The organism is Pantoea sp. GD03673 (assembly GCF_029844725.1).
GTDB lineage: Bacteria > Pseudomonadota > Gammaproteobacteria > Enterobacterales > Enterobacteriaceae > Pantoea.
In genome coordinates, this window is the sequence record NZ_JAOCKJ010000007.1 from 314,423 (window position 1) to 337,918 (window position 23,496).

The window sequence follows — 23,496 nt, forward strand, 5'->3', positions numbered from 1 at the left end:
TACTACGCTGTTATCAATTTTATTCATCTTCAGTAAATAATTTCGTGTCGATTGAATCTAAACTGGTTATTCACAGTTAATTCTTATAATAATCAACCTCGGATCTATTTGAATTATTTGCCTCATCAATTTATTGAAAATTAATGTGTTGACGAAATGTCGTTTTTAAAAAAATAAGTCAGCGCTGCTATTTAAACAGATAAATAAACTCAGCGAAAAAAATAATAACCCCAACCCCAAAATTAAACTCTCCGCTCTCTATACCCCGCGCCTTTCTCCGAGAGGTGCGCGGTATAGATGCCGAACCGCTAACCGCAGGAATCCGTTATGCGCTTTACGATAATAACGACTAAACCGGGCCAACAGCCGCCGCAGACCCATTGTGACTTCTTCCCGCCTGGCGGCACCATTGGTCGCGGCGTGGACAACAATCTGGTACTGCCGGATGACGACCGCACGCTTTCGCGCCTACAGGCCATTGTGCACATCACCGCCAGCGGCGAATGTCGCCTGACTAACCGTGGCAATGTAACGCGCGTGCTGCTCAACGATATTCCGCTGGAACGCGGTCGTCAGGTTGAGCTGCAGGATGGCGACATTCTGGGTATTGATGATTACCAGCTGCGGGTCAGCGATCTCAACAGTGCGCAGCAACCGCAGGCTGAAAGGGCGATTCCGCGTCCTGAGCCGGTCCAGCCTGCAGCGGCTCCCCGTGAACCGGCAGCCGAAAACGCGAGCACCACTGCCGCCATCCCCAGCGAAATCTGGGACAGCCTGGCGAAAGAATTTTCGATTTCCGACGATCTCTCTAAACGCAAAGCCGCGCCGGAAATGCCGGATGCCCATCCGCTGACCGCGCCCGCTGCGGCAGACCGTAATCCGGAAGATCCGCTGGCACAGCTGATCAACGATGCGCCGCTGGATTATGGTCAGCAGCCTAAAAACAGCAGCCTGTTTGACGACGGCGATGCGCTGTTCGCGCAGCAGAGCATTTTTGAGGACCGCACGCCGAGCACGCTGTCGGCGCAGCAGAACACTGCGCCACAGCAGGCTGAAGCGCCCGCCGCTGAACTGGATCCGCTAAGCCTGTTCGACGGCGAGAGCAGTGCGGATGTGCGCAACCACGACGATCCGCTGGGACTGATGATGGGGAATGCCGTGCCACTGGCGCAGCCAGCGTTGACGGAGCCCGCGAAACCGGCCACGCCGCCCGTCACGCCTCAACCGGCGGCAAAGCCTGAGCCGGTCACCGCATTCGCACCCGAGCAGGCCTCCGTCAGCCTGAACGAACGGGATAACTCACCGCTGTTCAGCGGCGGCGACTTACCTGTTGATGACCATGCTCACCGCGATGCCCCGCGCCAGACGCCACTGGCGGATGATGCGGAGCCCGGCCAGACCGGTGCCGTTAATCCGCAGAACGACTACGGCGGCATTACGCTGCCGACACCCCAGGCGGTGCAGCGTGCGCCATCACCAACGCCAAAAGGCCGGTTGCGTATCGACCCGGTCGCGTCGGGTCATCAGCATGACGCCGCCGTGCAGCCGTCCACATCCAGCCAGAGCAGCGGTGACGCCCTGAAAGGTGAACTGCTGGATGCGCTGCTGGAGGGCATGGGCCTGCGTGATTTGCAGCCGACACCGCAATTTGACCGGGAGCAGATGCTGCAGTTTGGTCAGATGCTCAGCATGTTCTCACAGGGCACCGTCGCGCTGCTCTCGTCGCGTTCAATCCTCAAGCGCGGGGTGAAGGCCGACATGACGGTGATCCTCGACGACGCTAACAACCCGTTCAAGCTGCTGCCGTCGGGTAAAACCGTGCTGATGCAGATGTTCGGCAGCCGGATGCCGGGCTTTATGCCGCCGCGTCAGGCCGTGCGCGATGCGCTGATTGACCTGCAGGCTCACCAGCTGGGGATGATCGCCGGGATCCGCGCCATCATCGCCTCAATGCTGCAATCCTTTAACCCGGAACAGCTGGAAGAAGAGGCGCGTCAGGCGGGGTCGGTCTCACGCATCGGCCTGCCGGGCAGCCGGAAAGCGGCGCTGTGGGAGCATTTTGTTGAGCGCTACGGCGAGACGGCGGGCGAAATCGAGGACGATTTCCACACCCTGTTTGGTGAAGCGTTTCTGCACGCCTATGACCTGGAAGTCAATCAGTACAAAGACTCACAAACCCACACGGATGACGCATGAATATCACTATTGCCTCGACGTCGAATCAGGGCGATCGCGCCAGTAATCAGGATCAGATCGGTGATGTCATCGGCAAACGCTCCGCCTGCTTTGTGGTATGCGACGGTGTGGCCGGATTCCCCGGCGGCGAGATTGCGGCGTCGATTGCCCGCAGCAGCCTGCTGGAGGCCTTTGATGGCAATGCGCATCTCGATGCGCAGTCGATTCGCCGCTATGTCAATCACGCCAATCACGCCATACGTCAGCAGCAAAAAGCCAGCAGCGAACATGGCCGGATGGGAACCACGATGGTCAGCCTGTTCATCGACCGGGACTATCATCTGGCCTGCTGGGCCCATGCGGGGGACAGCCGCCTCTATCTGTTCCGGCGCGGCTATCTCTATCTCGTCACCACCGATCACAGTCTGGTGCAGCAGATGAAAGATGCCGGACACCGCACCGAAGGGATCAACAGCAACCTGCTCTATTTTGCGCTGGGGATGGGTGATGAGCAGCGCGACGCCAGCTACAGCGACGTGGTGGAGATTGAAGATGGCGATGCCTTTCTGCTCTGCACCGATGGTTTCTGGCACGGCGTATCGCTGGAGCAGATGCAGCAGTCGCTGCACATGGTGAACACGCCGGAAGAGTGGCTGACGCTGATGCAGCAGATCATTAAAAACGACCAGCCGGATGAGGGGCAGCAGGATAACTTCAGCGCGCTGGCCGTCTGGATTGGATCACCCCAGGACACCACTTTACTGCACTCGCTCTCTGAAGCGGCGCAGTTCTTCCCTCTGCGAGATTGAGAACGCCAACATGAAATATGGATTACTGGGTCTGGCAGCGCTGCTGCTCAGCACGCAGGCTTATGCTGAAAACTATCGCATCGTTCAGTCCCCGGCTCAGAAACTGGATGTCTGGATTGATAACGTCAAAAACAATCAGCTGGCGAGCTGGTGTAACAGCACCATTAACCTGCGCATTGTCACGCAGGGGGAGAAAGATCCTGCGGTGCTGAAAACCTTCCTGCCTCGCGTTGCGGGATTGATGGCGTCGCAGTGTAAACCGCTGCAGCAGCTGCACTGGCAGCTGACGGATGCAGAGGGCGGTGAGATCGCCACCGGCAGCGCTGCCCGCGCCCAGCAGTGGAAAACCGTGGTGACCCCGACCGCGCCGCCACAGCAACAGCCCGCCACGTCTGCCGTGCCCGCTGATGCATTGGCGAATGCCGCCCAGGCTGACACCTCGCCGTGGCTGCAGTTCAGTTTGCTTGATGGCTGTCATTTCCGCACCTGGTGGCAGCATCCGGCGCAGGGCAGCGCGCTGTTTGTGCCAGCAAAGCAGGGGCTGGTCTGCGGTTCTGATGGCTGGCTCAGCGGACACAGCCGCCTGACGCAGCAGGGTAACGGCGCACCGGCGGCCGTCGGCGTGACTTTCCTGCAGGGCTTCCCGGTGATGGGGCTGAACAGTCAGTCTCCCACCGCCGAACTGCACATCACCACGGTCAACAGTGAGCGCATGGTGCTGAGCAACGAAAAATCCCCGGAGAGCTGGCTGGTTCTGCCGTTCAGCAACCGCTTTAACGGCTGGCAGGCAACGCGTCAGGTGGTGGTGCAGATGCCCGCCAGTGAAGCCGCTGATGCGAGTGCGCTGCAGGCGCGTCTGCAGGAAGTTCGCAAAGTCTGGTCTCCGTGGGTCAGCGGTGATGCCACGCTGAGCGTACAGCTGGTGGAAAAACTGCACCCTGAACTGAGAGATCCCGCCGCTGCGGTCTATCGCACCCTTAACTGACGCAAAAGGAGTTTGCATGGAATCCTTACAACATCATCTTGCGAACGCCACGCTCAGCGAAACGCTGGCTGACGTCACCCGCCAGATTCAGGCAAATCCGGCGAATGCCGACCTGCGTGCCGCCTTTGTACAGCTGCTTTGTCTGGCGGGCAACTGGACGCGTGCGCAGACGCAACTGCAGTCCTGGCTGGCGCTAAGCCCGCAGGCACAACCCACGGTCAATCTGCTGCAGCAGGCGATTGCCGGTGAGCTGCAGCGCGACGCGGTACTGCGCGGAGAAGCACAGCCGGTGCTGCCGGGCAGCGCATGGCACTGGTGCGACACACTGCTGGCCGCAGTAAAGGCCGATATCGCGGGTGATGTTGCACGCGGCAGCGCATTGCGTGCCGACGCACTCGACCTCGCTGCCGCCAATCCCGGCACCGCGACGCAGCAGGATCAGCCCACCGCCTTCAGCTGGCTGATGGACGGCGACAGCCGTTTCGGGCCGGTGTGTGAAGTGATCAATCAGGGGCGTTATTACTGGATCCCGTTTGCCGCGATCCGTGAGATGCAGTTTCAGGCCCCCGTCAGCGTTACCGACCTTGTGTGGCGTCATACGCGGGTGCAGCTGGTGGACGGCAGTGAACAGGTGTGTCAGATCCCGGCGCGCTATCCGCTGCTGGCGGGTGGCGACGAGCGTTTTCTGCGTGCCAGCGTCACGGAATGGCAGCAACCGGGCGACGATTCGGAGCAGTTCATCGGCCACGGACAAAAAATGTGGCTCAGTGACAGCATGGAATTCCCGCTGCTGAGCCTGCAGCAGGTCGCGTTCGACAGCGTTGAGTCTGCCGATGAGCCATGATTCAGGCGCGCAGAACGACGGCTATGCCCAGCTGCATGGCGGCTTTCGTGCGCGCAAAAAGCGCGATGCGTTAACCGCCCGCGACAAGCTGCAATCCTCACTGCTTGATCGCCTCACCGACAACGCGCCGGACAAGCAGAAGGAGGCGGAGAACAGCATGCTGATCAGCCACAGCACGCTGCGCCGCCACGTATTACGCGATTTGCAGTGGCTGTTTAACACCATTAATAACGAAGCGCAGCAGGATCTGAGCGGCTTTGATCAGGTGCAGCGTTCTGTCTGGAATTTTGGCGTAGCGCCGCTGGCCGGGCAGAACGTCTCTGATATCGAATGGCAGGATATGCAGCGCAAAATGACCAACGCCATTCTGCACTTCGAGCCGCGCATTCTGCCGCAGGGATTGCAGGTGCGCTGCGTCAGCGATCTCGGCTCGCTCAGCCTGCACAACGTGCTGTCGATTGAGATCAAAGGGCGGCTCTGGTGCGTGCCTTATCCGCTGGCGTTTCTGTTCCGCACTCAGGTTGATCTGGAGAGCGGCCATTTCGAACTTCAGGATGCAGGGTAATCATGGACAGCAATCTGCTCGACTACTACAACCGTGAACTGGCTTACCTGCGCGAAATGGGCGCGGAGTTCGCCACGCGTTATCCGAAAGTGGCGGGACGCCTTGGTATGCACGGCATCGACGTGGCGGACCCGTATGTTGAGCGGCTGATGGAGGGCTTCGCCTTCCTGACGTCGCGCGTGCAGCTGAAGATGGATGCAGAGTTTCCGCGCTTCTCACAGCGTCTGCTGGAGATGATTGCGCCTTCCTATCTTTCGCCCACGCCATCAATGGCGATCGCCCAGCTGACGCCGGACAGCCGGAAAGGCGATATCACGCAGGGCTTTCGCGTGCCGCGTGGCACCATGATGGAGAGCCAGAACCTGAAAAAAACCGGCGTGACCTGCAGCTACACGACCGCGCAGGATGTCGCGCTGCATCCGCTGCATATCAGCGAGGTCAGCCTTGGCGGCGTGCCCGGTGATCTGCCCACGGGCGAGCTGAAACTGGGTGGACTGGGCGCGGCCAGTGCGCTGCGCATTCGCATCAGCTGTGAAGGTATCTCTTCGCTGAGTCAGCTCAACGTGGATGACCTGATGCTGTTCCTGAGCGGCCCGGATATCCAGGCGCTGAAGCTGCTTGAACTGCTGATGCAGCATCGGGTGGGCATCGTGCTTCAGTCGGCAGAGCAGCGGCCTCAGCGTCAGGTGCTGCCGGATGCTGCCCTGCAGCAGGAGGGCTTTGCGCCGGAGCAGGCGCTGCTGCCGGACGATCTGCGCAACTTCGACGGCTACCGGCTGCTGCAGGAATATTTTGCTTTCCCGGCTCGCTTCCAGTTTATCAGCCTGAACCAGCTTGCGCCGTTTCTGCGCCGCTGCGACAACGCTACCGCATTCGACATCATCATTCTGCTCGACAAAGCGGACAGCGCACTGGAAAGCGTGGTCGATAACACGCATCTGGCGCTGCACTGCACGCCGGTCATCAATCTGTTTCCGAAAACCGCTGAGCGCCTGAAGGTCAGCGACAGCCAGCATGAATATCATCTGGTGGTGGATAACATCCGGCCGCTGGATTATGAGGTGCATTCGGTGCAGCGGCTGTTCGCCACTGTGGAAGGCAAGCGGGAGGAGCAGATTTTCCGTCCGTTCTGGAGCACCTTCAGCGGCGATCAGGGTGATTACGGCGCTTACTTCTCGCTCCGCCGCGAACAGCGCACCCTGTCAGAACAGGCGCAGCGCTACGGTACGCGCACCGGCTACATCGGTTCAGAAGTCTTCCTGTCGCTGGTGGATGAGCATCATACGCCGTGGCGCGATGAGGTACGCTACCTCTCGGCTGACGTGATGTGTACCAGCCGCGATCTGCCGCTCATGCTGCAGCAGGATCAGGGCAACTTTGTGATGCCGGATTCAATTCCGGTCGCCGGGCTGAAACTGTGTAAGGGGCCGACGCCACCGCGTCCGGCGCTGGCCGAGGGACTTTCAGCGTGGCGGCTGATCAGCCACCTGCAGATGAATTACCTCAGCCTGATGGACAGCAGCGAGGGTGAAGGTGCGGCGGCACTGCGCCAGCTGCTCAGCCTCTATGCCAACCTTGCGGAAGCGCCGGTTGCCCGCCAGATCGACGGCATCCGCCACTGTACGCTCAGCGCGGTTAACCGCCGTGTGCCTGAACCCGGCCCGGTGGTGTTTGCCCGCGGTGTCAGCATTACGCTGGAGGTGGATGAGCAGGCGTTTTCAGGTGCCAGCCCGTGGTTGTTCGGCAGCGTGCTGGAGCGGGTCTGTGGCCGCCTCGTAGCGCTGAACAGCTTTACGGAGTTCACCCTGAACAGCCAGCAGCGTGGCGAAGTGGGCTACTGGCCACCGCGCATGGGCCGGAAAGCGCTGATATGAGTGGCGATAAAGTTGTTTCACTGCCACGGCTGACCCGTCTGCCGGAGGATTTCTGGCAGAAAGTGATGGCCGCACCGTGGCGCTATGACCTGTTTCAGCTGCTGCGGCGGCTGGATGCGCAGGGCGGCCAGCGCTATCCGCTGGGTCGTGCGCCGCTGCCGAAGTTCGAACCGGTGCGCATCGGTCAGACGCCATCACTGGCGTTTGCGCCCGCCACCGTCGCCAGCGCCACGCCGTGTGACGACACAGGGCGGCACGCGCTGTCGATTTACAGCTTTGGCCTGTTTGGCCCTAACGGCCCGCTGCCGACCCATCTGACCGAATATGTGCACGAACGCATCGTGCATCATCAGGATCACAGCCTGGCGGCGTTTGCTGACTTGTTTCACCATCGCGCCACGCTGCTGTTTTATCGCGCCTGGGCGGATGCGCAGCCAACCGTGTCACTGGACCGCCCTGATGACAGTCGCTTTCTCAACTACCTTGCCTGCCTGGCGGGCATCGGTTTACCGGCCCAGCAGCAGGCCAGCTCGCTGAGTCTCCATGCCCGCCTGATGCTGGTGGGGCATCTCAGCCGTCACGGTCACGATGCCGAAGGGCTGGTGCGCATCCTGCGCCACTACTTTGGCGTACCGGTCAGGCTCACGCAGAATCTGCCGCACTGGCTGACGCTGGACAGCCGCGATCAGGCCCGGCTGGGCGCGGGACGCCATATGCCCCGTCTGGGCACCTCGGCCTTTCTCGGTGTGGCGGTGCGTGACGTGCAGCACCGCTTCCGCCTGCATCTGGGGCCGCTCAGCGCCGCTCAGTATGCGCATTTCCTGCCCGATGCGCCCGGCGCGCAGGAAGTGCGCGACTGGGTGCGGCACTACCTCGGTATCGAAATGCAGTGGGATCTCAGCCTGATCCTCGCCGCTGACGCGGTGCAGGGTGTGGCGCTGGGTGGTGGTGCCCGACTCGGTTACACCAGCTGGCTGGGGCACGCGCCGCAGCCGCACGATCGTGAAGATTTTTTGTTTGAGGTTGAGGCTGCCCCGCGCTAGCCCAGCCGCTTTCCCTGTTACACAGCCTGCGTCTTTCATTGAAGAGAGTCCCCCTATGTCAGAAATCAGCCGTGCCGTACTATTCGGCAAACTGGATACGCTGTTATTTACCTCGCTGGAAAGCGCCACCGCCTTTTGCAAACTGCGCGGCAACCCCTATGTTGAGCTGGTGCACTGGCTGCATCAGTTGATGCAGCAGCAGGATGGCGATTTACAGCAGGTCATCACACATTTTTCACTGGATGAAAAGGCCCTGACGCAGGACATCGTTGCCGCGCTGGATCGCCTGCCACGCGGTGCCAGTGCGGTCTCTGACCTCTCCGAGCATATCGACAGCGCCGTCGAGCGGGCGTGGGTTTACGCCTCGCTGAAATATGGCGCAACCCGTATTCGCGGCGGCCATCTGCTGATCGGCATCCTCAAAACCTTTAACCTGGCCAGCGTACTGAAAGGCATCTCCGGCCAGTTCAGCCGCGTGAATGCGGATGCCCTGCTGGAGCAGTTCGACACGCTGCTCAGCAACAGCAAAGAAGCGCAGCAGGCGCTGAGCGCCCCGTCTGATGCAGGCGCACCGCCAGCGGCCAGCGGCACCACGCTGGAACAGTACGGGCAGGACCTGACTGCGCGCGCCCGTGAAGGCCGCATCGACCCGGTGACCGGACGTGACGATGAGATCCGCCAGATGGTCGATATCCTGATGCGTCGTCGTCAGAATAACCCGCTGCTGACCGGCGAAGCGGGCGTCGGCAAAACGGCGGTGGTCGAAGGCCTTGCGCTGCGCATCGCGGCGGGCGATGTCCCTGCGCCACTGCGCGAGGTGCAGCTCTGGCTGCTGGATATCGGCCTGCTGCAGGCCGGTGCCGGGATGAAAGGGGAGTTCGAAGCGCGATTGCAGGCACTGATCAATGAGGTGCAGTCCAGCCCGACGCCGATTGTGCTGTTTGTTGATGAGATCCACACCCTGGTCGGCGCGGGCGGGCAGCAGGGCACCGGCGATGCCGCCAACCTGCTGAAACCGGCGCTGGCACGCGGACAGCTGCGCACCATCGGCGCGACCACCTGGGCTGAATACAAAAAGTACATTGAGATAGATCCGGCGCTGACCCGTCGCTTCCAGACCGTGCAGGTGCAGGAGCCGGATGAAGCCAAAGCGATTCTGATGCTGCGCAGTACCGTCAGCGCGCTGGAGAAACATCATCGGGTACTGCTGCTGGATAATGCGGTCAGTGCGGCGGTAAAACTGTCGCATCGCTATATTCCGGCGCGCCAGCTGCCTGACAAAGCGGTGGCGCTGCTGGATACCGCCTGTGCCCGCGTGGCGGTCAGCCAGGGCGCACAGCCTGCGGCGCTGGAAGATTGCCTGCACCGTCTGGCCGCGCTGGAAATTGAAGCGGAGATCGTGGAACGCGAAATCAGGGTCGGTCCTGGCGATGTGACCCGCCAGCAGGCGATTGCCGGCGAACGCGCAGCGCTGGAAGCCGAACGCGATGCGCTGCAACAGCGCTGGCTGCAGGAGCGCGAGCTGGTCGAAACGCTGATTGCGCTGCGGGCCCGCTGTGTGACGGAAGAGGATCCCGTGCTGCGTGACCAGCGTGATGCAACGCAGCAGCAGCTCACAGCACTGCAGGGCGACACGCCGCTGCTGTTTGCCGCCGTCGATGCGGGCGTGGTGGCGGCCGTGGTCTCGGACTGGACCGGCATTCCGCTGGGCCGGATGGTGAAGAATGAGATCGACGCCGTGCTGAATCTGGCGGATACCCTGAACCAGCGCGTCATCGGCCAGCGTCACGGTCTGGAGCTGATCGCGAAGCGGGTGCGCACCACGCGCGCACGCCTCGATAACCCCAACAAACCGGCGGGCGTCTTTATGCTGTGCGGCCCGTCCGGCGTCGGAAAAACCGAGACCGCGCTGGCGCTGGCCGAGTCGCTTTACGGCGGCGAGCAGAACATCATCACCATCAACATGAGTGAGTTTCAGGAGGCGCACACCGTTTCGACGCTGAAAGGTGCCCCGCCAGGCTACGTCGGTTACGGCGAAGGTGGCGTGCTTACGGAAGCGGTGCGCCGTCGCCCCTACAGCGTAGTGCTGCTGGATGAAATTGAGAAAGCCCACCCGGACGTGCATGAGCTGTTCTTCCAGGTGTTCGACAAAGGCTGGATGGAAGATGGCGAAGGGCGTCACATCGACTTCCGCAACACCATCATCATTCTGACCTCGAATGTCGGTACGACGCTCATCAGCGCGATGTGTGCCGATCCTGAACTGATGCCGGATCCTGACGCCCTGAGCACCGCACTGCGTAAGCCGCTGCTGGAGGTGTTCCCGCCTGCGCTGCTGGGCCGTCTGCTGGTGGTCCCTTATTACCCGCTCAGTGACGCGATGCTGGCGGAGATTGTGCGGCTGCAGCTGGCGCGCATTGTGCGTCGTCTGGCCGACAATCATGGCATTGAGGCGCAGATTGACGAGTCGGTGGTGAGCCAGATCGTGCAGCGCTGCACCGAGGTGGAGTCGGGCGGTCGCATGGTGGATGCTATCCTCACCAACACGCTGTTGCCGCAGATGAGCCAGATACTGCTGAGTGCCCAGGCCCGCGATGAACGTTATCGCCGCGTTGAGGTGCGTTGTGAGCAGGGCGAATTTGTCTGCCAGTTCGCTGTTTAAAGCCTAGCTATCAGAGAGTTTTCGAAAATGTCGGAACATGATCAACCCCTGAATGTCCCCAATGCCCTGCCGCTGGGTTACCGCTTCAATGAATTTGAAATCAAAGAGGTCATCGGCGGTGGCGGCTTTGGCATCGTCTATCGCGCCTGGGATCACCAGCTGGAGCGGGATATCGCCATCAAAGAGTTTATGCCCGCCTCGCTGGCGGTGCGCAGCGATGACCTTAACCTGGTGCTGCGCAGCGAGCGGTTCAGCAAAACCTTTCACGCCGGACTGAACAGCTTTATTCAGGAGGCGCGGCTGCTGGCGCGTTTCAATCATCCGAACCTGCTGCACGTGCTGCGTTTTTGGGTGCAGAACGACACCGCCTATATGGGCACCGTATTTTACAGCGGCACCACGCTTTCCAGCTTCCGCGAACGTAATCCGCAGTCGGTAAATGAAACCTGGATTCGCCGCCTGCTGCCGCCGCTGCTGGGGGCGATTAAGACCATCCATGAGGCGGGTTATCTGCACCGCGATATCTCGCTGGATAACATCCAGATCCAGAGCAGTGGCGAGCCGATCCTGCTGGACTTCGGCTCGGCGCGTAAAACCATCGGCAACCTGTCGGATGAGAGCGAGACCATGCTGCGTCCCGGCTATGCGCCGATTGAGCAGTACAGCGACAACGATGAGAGCGAGCAGGGCGCATGGACCGATATCTACGCGCTGGGCGCGGTGCTGCATACGCTGATTACCGGTGCGCCGCCGCCGGTGAGCGTGGTGCGCAGCATTGAAGATAACTATCAGCCGCTGGAGCAGCGTCGTCTGGCGGGCTACTCCACCGCGCTGCTCAGCGCCGTTGATCGTGCGCTGGCGCTGAAGCCGGAAGCTCGCCCGCAGAGCATTGATGATTTTGCGGCGCTGATGGCGCTGCCGGAGCGCGAGCCTGAACCCCTGCTTAGCGCAAAAATGAGCGGGCCGGGCACCATGCTGGTGCCGATTGAAGAGGAGGCGGTCATCCCGCCCGCCTCACCGCTGAAAACGCTGCTGGGACACCGCTTTGCGCTGCCGGGCCTGGTGGCCGCAGGCGTGCTGGTCGGCCTGTGCGCCGGTCTGCTGATGTCGCGTGGTGATGAACAGACGGCACCGGCTGAGACTGCGCAAAACAGCGCGCCTGCCGCCACCGTCGCGCCGGTTAACCCGCCGGTGGCTGCGCCACCGACGCAGGCTGACGCCCCGGCAGAGACGGTTGCCCGCGCGCCGGCTCAGACTGCTGAGCCCGAACAGACCGCAGCACGTGAACCCGATCCGCAACCGGCACCGCCACCCGCGCCGGTCGCCCAGGTCTACATCCGTCTTCAGCAGGGTGAACGCGTTCAGGTAAACGGCCAGCCGCAGGCGCTGGTCCCGGCGGTGAATGGCTTCGCCACGCTGCAGCTGGCACCGGGTAACTACACCTTTGCCATCAGCGGCCAGAGCGGCACCCGCCAGCAGACGCTGACCATCAGCGAAGAAGGCGTCTGGTTGCTCGATCCACACAGTTAATAGTCAGGGATTACTTATGTTCTCACGCATTACTGCACAGCTGCCGGCGGACGGCCTGCTGTTCCATACGCTCACGGGCAGCGAGACGCTGTCCCGTCCGTTTGTGCTCACCGCTGAGCTGCTCTCCACCGACGCGCGCATCGACCGTCACGCCCTGCTGGGCCAGCCGGTGACGTTTACGCTGCCGACCGACGGCCTGCTGAACGCGCTGAGCCCGCGCTACCTCAACGGCAAAATCACCCGGGTGGCGGTGCGCAGCCAGGAGCTGAGCGGCACCCGCTACGCGTGCTACCAGCTGACGGTGGAGCCGGACCTGTGGCCCATGAAGCGCGACCGCAACCTGCGCATCTTCCAGAGCCAGACGGTGCCGCAGATTGTGCAGACGCTGCTGAAGGAGTACGCGGTCAACGTTGAGACGCGCCTGGCGGGCAACTACCGGGTGTGGGAGTACTGCGTGCAGTATCAGGAGAGCAGCCTGGACTTCATCAGCCGCCTGATGGAGCTGGAGGGGATGTACTACTTCTTCCGCCACGAGGCGGACAAACACACGCTGGTGCTGTGCGACGCGCCGGACCAGCATCAGGCGTTTCCGGGCTATGAGACCATCGCCTATCACGTCACGCCGTCGGGCGGCGTGGTCACGGAAGAGGGCATCAGCCAGTGGTCGCTGGCGGAGAGCGTGACGCCGGGCATCTACAGCACCGACGACTACGACTTCCGCAAGCCGAACGCGTGGATGCTGCAGGCGCGGCAGAACCCGGCGTCGCCGGTGCCGGGCTCGGTGGACGTTTACGACTGGCCGGGGCATTTTGTCGACCACAGCCACGGCGAGTCCTATGCGCGCATCCGCCAGCAGGTGTGGCAGGCGGAGCACCACCGTGTCAGCGGGTCGGGCACGGCCACCGGCATCGCGCCGGGCTTTACCTTCGCCATCATCAACGCGCCGCACTTCAGCGACAACGGCGAGTATCTGGTGACGTCGGCGACCTATGACTTCGCCGAGAACCCCTACGCCAGCGGCGACAGCGGCGAGAGCCGTCACAACATCGACTTCACGGTGCTGCCGTCGTCGGTGACCTGGCGCACGCCACCGGAGACGCCGTGGCCGAAAACGCACGGCCCGCAGACCGCGAAGGTGGTGGGGCCGAAAGGCGAGTCTATCTGGACCGACCGCTACGGGCGGGTGAAGGTGAAGTTTCACTGGGACCGGCTGGCGAAGGGCGACGACACCAGCTCCTGCTGGGTGCGCGTCTCCAGCGCGTGGGCGGGTCAGGGGTTCGGCGGCGTGCAGATCCCGCGCGTTAACGACGAAGTGGTGGTGGACTTTATTAATGGCGACCCGGATCGTCCGCTGATCATCGGCCGGGTGTACAACGAGGCGAGCATGCCGCCGTGGGCGCTGCCTGCTGCGGCGACGCAGATGGGTTTTCTGAGCCGATCGAAGGATGGCACGGCGGATACTGCGAACGCGCTGAGGTTTGAGGATAAGGCGGGTGAGGAACACTTGTGGATTCAGGCGCAGAAGAACATGGATACGCATGTTAAAAATGATGAGTCACATAGTGTTCTGAACAACAGGACGGTTTCAGTGGGTGCTGATAATGAGACTCGGGTAGAAGGCGACCATACTCTTGGCACACAGGGAAACAGTAAAACGCTCACAACGGGTAACCGTACTGAACAGGCTTTTGCTTCATACACAATTGCGGCCGGAGATACCGTAAGAATTGAATGTGGTCTCAGTGCTATTGAGTTAACTAAAGAAGGTGAGATTAATTTTATTGGTAAAAACTTCAATATTACCGTCAATGGTAATGGGGAAATTAATACCAAAGGTGGTGAACTGCACTTAAATCCTGCAGGCGGTAGTGCTGCAACAATTGCACCGGGTAGTGGGCATAAAAATAAAATAAAAAGTGAAATCGAAAACTACTTCTCATCATCAACAAAAGATAGCAAAGGATAAATATGGCTACTTATACTCTCCAGGAAGCGTCAATTGAATTACCTGATATATTCAAAGACAGAACGATGAATCTGTTTACGCTCAGCGAAAATAATGCGAGTGAATTTACCTTTGTGGTGTCTCGTGCATCTGCTTTCCATGACGATACAGTTCAAAAAGTAGCTGCGAGAATTATCAATGAAATGAGTGTCACTGTTCCTGCTTTCGTGAGTGTAACATCACAACTGATCGAAATAGATAACCTGCCTTCAGTTGAGCTTTTTTATCATTTTGAAAATGACGGTGTTGAGATCTGGCAAAAACAATCCATTGTTTTATTTGATGATGACGCTGGGGGCAAGAAAATCGTCTGCTATATTGGAACGTGCCCGGGTCGGTTTAATGATTACTATACTAAGCAATATCAGGAGATCATTGGCAGTATAAAATTTAATTCTCTCAAGTGTGATGATGAGCCGATGCCGGTCGCAGCAGATTCATCAGGAGTCTTCTTTTCTTTTGATAATGACACCAAAGTGCTTACTGCACATGAAACGGTGACAATACTTTATCAGAATGTTGATTTGAAAAGAGCACTGAATGGCAGTTATTTGTTCTTTGACTCAGCGGGAAGCCCATTACATATCGCCGCCTTAAATAATGAAGAACCATTACGCTATGCATTATGGACATCACCACGCAGAAAAAACTCATCTTTAAGAGATATTCTGGGTATGGCAAAAGCGTTTAAAGGACCAGCAGATCTCGCCAGCGAACAACAAATCCTTGCGTTTCTTCAGAGACATAAGGATGTATAAATCATGGCTGAATTCAATGCTGCCAGAGAGCAAGACGAGATAGCCCATACTGCTTCCAAAGGCTGGATGATCGCCGGTTTGATTGGCGGTGCCATATTAGGTGCAGCAGCCGTTGTTGTTACCGGTGGAGCCGCTCTGGTTGCAGTATCAGCGGCGGCAGCCGGTGCCTGTGCGGCCGGAGGGGTGGGAGAAGTGCTTGGAAGCATGTCGTGGGCCCCGCGACATAATACGGGCAAGCTCTTGTCCGGCTCGCCGAATGTTTTCACTAACAACAGAGCAGCAATACGGGCACATTTGTCTAAAGGCGACTGTGATGAGCACAGCGGTTCATCGCAACGGGTTGCTGAAGGTTCAGATAAGGTTTTTATTAACAACTTTCCTGCCGCCCGGATTGGAGACCGTTTGACCTGCAGTGCGGAGATATCTGGCGGTTCCACCAATGTGTTTATTGGCGGCGGCAAACTTCAGACTGACGATATCAACCCCGAAATCCCCGGCTGGGTAAACTGGTTAATGATGGGAGTCGGCACTGCAGCCGTTGCGGTACTGGCTTCACCTGCTATTGCGCTGTTAGGGTTAGCAGGCGCAATGGGCGGCGGTTACGCTGGCAATTGGGTCGGTGGCAGACTGTTCGGGGAAGGCTCTGACGGACAAAAATGGTCTATGCTGGCAGGCAGTTTTGCCGGTGGGGCATTGGGTGGCAAAGGGGGCATGAAATTTGATGACTGGCGTGCTGTCAAAACGGGTGAGAACGTTGAGGTGGTACCTGAAGTTGTTGCTGAACCTGTTGTTCCGAAAATGCCTTTGTCTGAGGCTGTTGGTAAAAGCACTGCTGAACGTTGGATTAGTGAAGGACGTTCAAATGCAATAAAAAACGATATTGAAACTTCAAAAGTCCTGACTGATGACCAAATTGGCGCCTTATATGGTTATACTACCAATGAGGGGTATTCGGCTATAAATCCAGCACTAAGGGGAACAGCTGAGTTAACCCCTCAATTAGAAGCTTTCGCAGCCCATGCTACTGAAGGGTTACAGCGTTTGCCAGCATATACTGCAGAAACAAAAAGAGGTATTTTCTCTTTGCCTGAATCAGTCCTTAATAAAAATCAGATTGGCAATGTTGTCTCTGATGCTGGATTTATGAGCACTTCGGCGAAGGAGCCTTTTATGGGATCGATATCAATTAACGTAAAAGGTGTTTCAGGAAAAGATATAAGCTTCCTTTCTGAATTTCCTAATGAGGCAGAAGTTTTATATCCACCAGGAACAAAGTTCAAGGTGATTGATCGTGTTGATTCTGATGGGAAAGTGATTTTGAATTATGAGGAGGTTCTATGATTGACCTAAGATTGCCGGATTTTGATCTTAATATTTACGCCAGGAAATATGCGCATCTACTTCCTGAGCTTTCGCCTCAACTTAGAAACAGGATGGCTTACGACCCGCAGCCTATGCCTGATGCAAAACCAGAAAAACCTGAGTGGATGTATTCACTCAACCAGCGAATCACTGACGCTCATGCATTAGATAAAGCTAAAGGCTTACTTCTTGGACTTGCTGTAGGCGATGCAGTAGGTACAACGTTAGAATTTCAATCTCGCGATAATTTCCACATAAATGATATGGTTGGTGGTGGTCCTTTCAATCTCAAGGCTGGTGAATGGACCGATGATACTTCAATGGCTCTCTGTCTGGCAGAAACCTACATTGAAAATAGATTTTGTGATACGCAATTATTCAGAAGGAAATTAATAAGTTGGTATAAATCAGGTCATAATAGTTCTAATGGAGTTTGTTTCGATATCGGTAATGCGACCCGCTATGCTCTTGAACAAGTGATTAAACATGGTACTGATTGGATAGGTAACACCGCCCCTGATACGGCAGGAAACGCCTCATTGATTCGTCATGCACCTGTAGCAATTTTTAGGCGAAAATCATTCATTGATGGCTGGCGTGATGCCAAAAGTCAGAGTACAGCAACACATCGAGCCCCAGAGTCAATAAATAGCTGTCAGTATTTAAATTCCATCTTACACTATCTATTAAATGGTTATGGGAAAAATGAAGCCTTCGCGCCTCATAAAATGTCTCTAATGGTAAGACTTCTGATCATCAATGCCGGTGAATATAAAGAAAAGCATCGTGATCAAATCCGCTCTTCTGGTTATGTCATTGACACTCTTGAGGCCGCATTATGGGCAGTCTGGCATACAGACAATTTCAAAGATGCCATTTTACTGGCGGCAAATCTTGCTGATGACGCTGATAGCGTGGCAGCCACCGCAGGTCAGTTAGCGGGCGCATTGTATGGACTGTCAGGCATTCCTGCAGAGTGGGTAGATAAAATAGTCGATAAAGACAGAATTCTTTCAATGGCAGAAGAGCTGTTTAAGCTTGCGCCTGAAGAAACTGATTGATGTCGACAACCTGTATTTCAGGTAGGGGTTTTGTCGCGCTGATATAACCCGACAGGGTCGCTGGCATTCGTCATGAATGTTCTCGCCAGCGGCCTGGCGTTGAATACTCCGTAAGCCATTATTTCTCTGTCCACCTGATTACACACGCCTCCCTCCTGCCCGAACACAATCTTTTTCCTATGACCCACCCCTACTTTTACTCCATTCCCTGTCCCAAACCCCCTGAAACACCCACCCATCATCACTATTACCTCTGACCATAACCTGCCGTTATACCCTCCTGCTAAACAAGCATTCGTCACCTTTCAGAACGCATGAAATAGTGGTTTCAGAACCTGATATTCTGGCTGAAACGAGAGACAACATGCTAATCCCACAACCTTATTTACTCTTTCTTGGCGATGTTACCGATCCCCTTGCGGCAAAAACAGCGCGCGGTGTTCATATCTGGCGGCCGGAGCAGTGCGTTGGCGAAATTAAACTGCCGGGCTGCACGGTCAGTCTGGGTCTCGATGAACTGGACATTCCCGGTGCCATAGCGCGCGGCGCGAAAACGCTGGTGCTGGGCACGGCCAATGCCGGCGGCTATCTGCCAGCGCACTGGCTGGAAACCATCAAAAGTGCCATCAAAGCAGGCATGAATGTTGCCAGTGGCCTGCACCATCGACTGGCAGACGAGCCGGAACTGGTCGCGCTTGCACAGGCCTCGGGCGTTGAGCTGTTTGACCTGCGTCATATGCGTCCGGCGCTTAATGTTGGCAGCGGTAAGAAGCGTTCAGGTAAGCGCATCCTGACCGTCGGTACGGACTGCTCAGTGGGTAAGATGTACACCTCACTGGCGCTGGAAGCGGCGATGCGTGCGCGCGGCATGAAAGCTGATTTTCGTGCCACCGGGCAGACCGGCATTCTGGTCGCCGGAGAGGGCATTGCCGTGGATGCGGTCATCGCGGATTTTATTGCCGGTGCCGCAGAAGCGCTGTCACCGGCGAATGACGCGGATCACTGGGATATCGTCGAGGGTCAGGGCTCGCTGTTTCATCCCTCTTATGCGGGCGTCAGTATGGGGCTGATGCACGGTGCGCAACCACACTGGCTGGTCATGTGCCATGAAATGGGACGCCCCCATATGCGTCATCTGCCGCACCAGCCGATGGTCAGCCTGCAGGCGTGCGTTGAAGCCAATCTGCGTGCCGCGCAGGTGACCAGTGAGTCGGTTCAGCTGGCTGGCTTTGCTATTAACACCTCCCGTTACAGTGAAGAAGAGGCGCTCGCTTATTGCGCAGAAATCCGCGCTGAGTTCGGCTTACCGGCCACTGATCCTGTGCGTTTTGGTATTGATGAGATTGCCGCACTGCTTCAGGAGCGTGGCTGAAATGAGACAGTTGCAGATTGAGGTGGTGGAGCTGCCACTGGCGCGACCCTTTGCTATCGCACGCGGTACCCGCATCGCCGTGACGGTCATCCGGGTCACGCTGGAACAAAACGGGTTTATCGGGCAGGGCGAATGTACCCCGACGGCCCGCTACGATGAGACGCCCGACAGCGTTCAGTCTGTGCTCGAAGCCGTGCGTACTGACGTGGAGTCTGGCCTGAGCCGTCACGATCTGCAACACCGGTTACCAGCCGGTTCAGCCCGCAATGTGCTGGACTGTGCGCTATGGCGACTTGACGCCGCACGGGCCCATCAGACCCTGTGGCAAAAGAGCCAGTGTGCTCAGCCAGCGTCGGTCATTACCGCAGAAACCCTTAGCCTCGATACGCAGGAATTGATGGCTCTGGCGGCGGCGGATGCCGTCTCACGCGGTGCCATCCTGCTCAAAATTAAGCTCGATCGCAGTGAGATTCTGGAAAAGGTGGCGGCGATTCGTGCAGCGGCACCGCGAGCCACGCTCATCATTGATGCCAATGAAGCCTGGTCGGGGCTGGAACTGGAAAGCCTGCTGGTGGCACTGAAGGCCTTCAATATCGCGATGGTTGAGCAACCCCTTCCCGCCGGACAGGATCATGATTTGCAGCGTTTTAAACATCCCATTCCGGTCTGTGCTGATGAGAGTTGCCATACGCGGGCGGACATTGCCGGATTACGCGATCGCTACGAGATGATCAACATCAAACTGGATAAGTGCGGTGGCCTGACGGAAGCGCTGGCGATGGTGGAGGAAGCCCGGACGCGCAATATGCGCATCATGGTCGGTTGCATGCTGGGCTCGTCACTGGCGATGGAGGCCGCATTGCCTGTCGCGGTTAACGCGGAGTTCGTCGATCTGGATGGGCCCATCTGGCTTGCCGCCGACAGTTCTCCTTTCCTGAGCTACTCCCAGGGCCGTATCTGGCTATAACGCTTCGAGGCGACGATGACGGACACACAACTTACTTCTCCTGCATCCCACACTGGCTCGCCATCCCCGGTGCTGGCGATTCAGGATCTCAGCGTCTCATTCCGTGGACGCAGCGGTGAGAATCAGGCACTCAAAGGCATCAGTTTTGCCATTAATCCGGGTGAAATTGTCGCCGTAGTGGGTGAAAGCGGCTCCGGTAAATCGGTCACGTCGCTGGCGGTGATGGGCCTGCTGGCCAGCAACGGCCGTGTCGATCGCGGCAGCATGCAGTTTCGCGATCGCAGCGGAAACCTGCACGCGTTAGAAACCCTGAATGAAGCACAGCGCCGCACGTTGCGTGGCAATGAAATGGCGATGATCTTTCAGGAGCCGATGACCTCGCTGAATCCGGTCTTGCGTATTGACGATCAACTCACCGAGGCATTACGCGATCATCAGCAGTGTGACAGAAAACAGGCCCATGCGCGGGTGCGTGAACTGCTGCGACAGGTACGTATCGCGGATGTGGATCGCGTGATGAAAAGCTATCCGCACTCGCTGTCCGGCGGCATGCGGCAGCGTGTGATGATTGCGCAGGCGCTGGCCTGTGATCCGCAACTTCTGATTGCCGACGAGCCTACCACTGCGCTGGATGTCACCGTGCAGGCGCGCATTCTGCATATTCTGCGTGACCTGCAACGCGAGAAACAGATGGCGGTGCTGTTTATTACCCATGATATGGGTGTGGTCGCGGAAATCGCCGATCGCGTCGTGGTTATGCTGCGTGGCGAAGTGGTCGAGCAGGGAACCGTGTCTGAGATTTTTGCTGCCCCGCAGCACGCTTATACCAGAGCGTTACTGGCGGCCGTACCCCGACTCGGCGATATGCGGGAACACGCGTGGCCGCAGCGCTTTTCCCTGCCTGGTGCGCCGGACGCTGCGCAAAGCGAACAGCAAACGGCTCGCTATGACGAGGCGCCGCTGCTGGATGTGCGCGGGTTGAAAGTCTATTACCCGATTCGCAGCGGCATCTTATCGGGCCTCACGCATCATGTGCATGCGGTGGAGCAGATTGATTTCACGCTGTGGCCGGGTGAAACCCTGGCCATCGTGGGTGAAAGCGGCTGCGGCAAATCGACAACCGGACGGGCACTGATGCGACTCATCAACAGTGACGCGGAAAGCATTCATTTTGAAGGAAAGGAAATCTCTGACCTCAAGGAGACAGCATTCCAGCCGCTGCGCCGTGAAATCCAGATGGTGTTTCAGGATCCCTATGCGTCACTGAATCCCCGCCTGACAGTAGGGTTCACCATTGCCGAGCCACTGCTGTTACATGGCATGGTCTCTTCGCTTGAACAGGCTTCCCCACAGATCGATGCGCTGCTCAAGAGCGTCGGTCTCCTGCCGGAGCACGCGCGTCGTTATCCGCACGAATTTTCTGGCGGTCAGCGTCAGCGTATTGCCATCGCCCGCGCCATGGCGCTGAAACCGAAAGTGATTATTGCGGATGAGGCGGTATCGGCCCTTGATGTCTCGATTCAGGCGCAGGTGGTGAATCTGATGATGGACCTGCAGCAGCAGACGGGCGTGGCATGGATCTTCATTTCTCACGATATGGCGGTCGTCGAGCGGATTGCGAATCGCGTCGCGGTGATGTACCTCGGCCAGATCGTGGAGCTTGGTCCGCGCCAGTCGGTCTTTAATCAGCCGCAACATCCCTATACCCAGCGTCTGCTGGCCTCCGTGCCGGTCGCCGACCCTGAGAACCGTCAGCCCCGTCTTTTCGATGACAGCGAAATTCCTTCGCCGTTGCGTAAGGTGGGCGAAACGGTCACTAAACCCCGTTATCGCCAGGTTGCGCCCCAGCACTGGGTCGCTGACGGCATTGCATTGCAGTAATCCTCAACGACCAGGAGATTTTATGAAAACGCTGTTTCGCCGTACCTCGCTGGCTCTCGCATTGACGACGACGCTGGTGATGACTGTGCAGGCACAGGATCTGCGCATTTCAATGTATGCCGATATTACGGGACTGGATCCGCACGATACCTCGGATAATGTCAGCTACTCGGTGCAGAGCGGCATCTTTGAGCGCCTGTTCCAGTTTGATCCTCAGATGAAGCTGCAGCCCTGGCTGGCGACCGGTTATACCTCCAATGAGAGTGCCACTGAATTTACGCTGACGCTGCGCAAAGGCGTTACTTTTCAGGACGGTACCCCGTTTAATGCAGAGGCTGTTAAAGCCAACCTTGATCGCCTGGCTGACCAGAAAAAGGGGCTGAAGCGTAACAGCCTCTACAAAATGATTGATAAGGTCACGGTGCTGGCACCCGACCAGGTAAAAATCGACCTCAATCAGTCGTTCGGGGCTTTTATCAACACGCTGGCGCATCCTTCAGCAGTGATGTGGAGCCCGTCAGTTCTCAAGCAATATCCGGATGAAGCGCAGTTGCGGCTGCATCCGGTGGGAACCGGTCCGTTTAAATTCGTCAACTGGACACCGGGCAAAGCGGTCACGCTGGCGAAGTATGACGGTTACTGGCAGCAGGGCTGGCCGAAAGTCGACAAGGTGATCTTCTCGCCGAGTCCGGAAGATGCGACCCGCGTCGCCGCATTAAAATCGGGGCAGGTGGATGCCATCTGGCCGTTGCCTTCCGACCTGATCGCGGCCGTGAAGCAGGACAGCCACCTTTCGATTCAGCGCGACCCCAGCATTTATCTCTATTACATGGCGATCAACACGCAGCACAAGCCGCTGGCCGATGTGCGGGTGCGTCAGGCCATCAACTATGCGATTGACCGTAATCTGTGGCTGAAAGTGGCCTTTGCCGGTCTGGGCAAACCAGCCACCTCCGCGATGCCGGAAGGCGTGCAGTTTTATCAGAAACAAACCGCTCCTGACTATCGCTATGCACCGGATGAGGCCAAAGCGTTGCTGAAAGCTGCGGGCTATCCGAATGGTCTGGATCTCAAGCTCTGGGTCACCAATGCCACAGCCAGCGTCCGTGCCGCGCAGGTGCTGAAAGCGCAGCTGGCCACTGTGGGCATTCGCGCCACCGTAACACCGATGGATTCCGGCACGCGCAACGCTAAATTGTGGGGCGTCAAGGATCCGAAAATGGCGGAGTTTGACCTCTATTATGGCGGCTGGTCGACCTCCACTGGCGATGCCGACTGGGCACTGCGTCCGCTGTTTGCCACCGAATCCTAAGTGCCGACCTCGTACAACGTCTCTTACTTCAGCAACCTGGATGCAGACAAAGCGATCGCCGCCGGGCTGGCGACCGCCGATCCGGCAAAGCGTGGCACTGCCTATGCCCAGGCGCAGACGGTGTTATGGAAAGAAGCACCGGTGGCGTTCCTTGGCACGCCAGACAATCTGGTGGGCAAGCGCAACACCCTGAGCGGCGTTTCGATGCTGCCTGATGGCAATCTGCTCTTCACTCAGGCGTCCTTTAAATAAGACGGTTTCTTCTTTCTCGTCTCCTGTCCGATACGGGTC

Annotated in this window: 16 protein-coding genes and 1 pseudogene; all 17 read left to right on the plus strand. The window is 58.1% G+C overall.

Annotated elements, in window-relative coordinates; genetic code table 11:
• Nucleotides 1-327 precede the first annotated feature (327 nt).
• Nucleotides 328-2,196 carry a type VI secretion system-associated FHA domain protein TagH gene (gene tagH, locus N5J69_RS16050; RefSeq protein WP_279771583.1) on the plus strand — a complete coding sequence of 623 codons (1,869 nt, stop codon included), beginning with the start codon at nucleotides 328-330 and terminating at the stop codon, nucleotides 2,194-2,196.
• Nucleotides 2,193-2,984, plus strand: coding sequence for a protein phosphatase 2C domain-containing protein (locus tag N5J69_RS16055; RefSeq protein WP_279771584.1), 792 nt, complete (start codon nucleotides 2,193-2,195; stop codon nucleotides 2,982-2,984). Before tagH ends, N5J69_RS16055 begins: the two co-directional genes overlap by 4 nt.
• A 10-nt stretch (nucleotides 2,985-2,994) precedes the next feature.
• Nucleotides 2,995-3,969, plus strand: a complete 975-nt coding sequence (locus N5J69_RS16060; RefSeq protein ID WP_279771585.1) for a hypothetical protein — start codon at nucleotides 2,995-2,997, stop codon at nucleotides 3,967-3,969.
• Nucleotides 3,970-3,985: 16 nt separating this feature from the next.
• The gene (locus tag N5J69_RS16065) at nucleotides 3,986-4,813 is read left to right on the plus strand and encodes a type VI secretion system accessory protein TagJ (RefSeq protein WP_279771586.1); all 828 of its coding nucleotides are present in this window, start codon (nucleotides 3,986-3,988) and stop codon (nucleotides 4,811-4,813) included.
• Nucleotides 4,803-5,378, plus strand: a complete 576-nt coding sequence (gene tssE, locus N5J69_RS16070) for a type VI secretion system baseplate subunit TssE (RefSeq protein ID WP_279771587.1) — start codon at nucleotides 4,803-4,805, stop codon at nucleotides 5,376-5,378. Before N5J69_RS16065 ends, tssE begins: the two co-directional genes overlap by 11 nt.
• Nucleotides 5,379-5,380: 2 nt before the next feature.
• Nucleotides 5,381-7,252 carry a type VI secretion system baseplate subunit TssF gene (gene tssF / locus N5J69_RS16075; RefSeq protein WP_279771588.1) on the plus strand — a complete coding sequence of 624 codons (1,872 nt, stop codon included), beginning with the start codon at nucleotides 5,381-5,383 and terminating at the stop codon, nucleotides 7,250-7,252.
• Nucleotides 7,249-8,295 (plus strand): type VI secretion system baseplate subunit TssG, encoded by a 1,047-nt coding sequence (tssG, locus tag N5J69_RS16080; protein WP_279771589.1) that lies wholly within the window; start codon nucleotides 7,249-7,251, stop codon nucleotides 8,293-8,295. Before tssF ends, tssG begins: the two co-directional genes overlap by 4 nt.
• A gap of 55 nt (nucleotides 8,296-8,350) precedes the next feature.
• Nucleotides 8,351-10,957, plus strand: a complete 2,607-nt coding sequence (gene tssH, locus N5J69_RS16085; RefSeq protein WP_279771590.1) for a type VI secretion system ATPase TssH — start codon at nucleotides 8,351-8,353, stop codon at nucleotides 10,955-10,957.
• A 27-nt stretch (nucleotides 10,958-10,984) separates the two neighbouring features.
• Complete coding sequence (locus tag N5J69_RS16090) at nucleotides 10,985-12,487, plus strand: serine/threonine-protein kinase (protein WP_279771591.1); 1,503 nt, start codon at nucleotides 10,985-10,987, stop codon at nucleotides 12,485-12,487.
• A 16-nt stretch (nucleotides 12,488-12,503) separates the two neighbouring features.
• Entirely contained in the window at nucleotides 12,504-14,453 is a 1,950-nt protein-coding gene (gene tssI, locus N5J69_RS16095; protein ID WP_279771593.1) for a type VI secretion system tip protein TssI/VgrG, read from the plus strand.
• A 2-nt stretch (nucleotides 14,454-14,455) separates the two neighbouring features.
• The gene (locus N5J69_RS16100; RefSeq protein WP_279771594.1) at nucleotides 14,456-15,250 is read left to right on the plus strand and encodes a DcrB-related protein; all 795 of its coding nucleotides are present in this window, start codon (nucleotides 14,456-14,458) and stop codon (nucleotides 15,248-15,250) included.
• Between the two features lie 3 nt (nucleotides 15,251-15,253).
• The gene (locus N5J69_RS16105) at nucleotides 15,254-16,591 is read left to right on the plus strand and encodes a PAAR domain-containing protein (protein ID WP_279771595.1); all 1,338 of its coding nucleotides are present in this window, start codon (nucleotides 15,254-15,256) and stop codon (nucleotides 16,589-16,591) included.
• Nucleotides 16,588-17,673 (plus strand): ADP-ribosylarginine hydrolase Tri1, encoded by a 1,086-nt coding sequence (tri1, locus tag N5J69_RS16110; RefSeq protein WP_279771596.1) that lies wholly within the window; start codon nucleotides 16,588-16,590, stop codon nucleotides 17,671-17,673. Before N5J69_RS16105 ends, tri1 begins: the two co-directional genes overlap by 4 nt.
• Nucleotides 17,674-18,037: 364 nt before the next feature.
• A complete protein-coding gene (gene dgcN / locus N5J69_RS16115; RefSeq protein ID WP_279771597.1) occupies nucleotides 18,038-19,045 on the plus strand; it encodes an N-acetyltransferase DgcN in 1,008 nt (335 codons plus the stop codon).
• Between the two features lies 1 nt (nucleotide 19,046).
• Nucleotides 19,047-20,012 carry an N-acetyl-D-Glu racemase DgcA gene (gene dgcA / locus N5J69_RS16120; protein ID WP_279771598.1) on the plus strand — a complete coding sequence of 322 codons (966 nt, stop codon included), beginning with the start codon at nucleotides 19,047-19,049 and terminating at the stop codon, nucleotides 20,010-20,012.
• 15 nt (nucleotides 20,013-20,027) lie between these two features.
• Complete coding sequence (locus tag N5J69_RS16125; RefSeq protein ID WP_279771599.1) at nucleotides 20,028-21,893, plus strand: ABC transporter ATP-binding protein; 1,866 nt, start codon at nucleotides 20,028-20,030, stop codon at nucleotides 21,891-21,893.
• A gap of 22 nt (nucleotides 21,894-21,915) precedes the next feature.
• Nucleotides 21,916-23,457: pseudogene (locus N5J69_RS16130) on the plus strand (glutathione ABC transporter substrate-binding protein).
• Nucleotides 23,458-23,496: the final 39 nt, after the last annotated feature.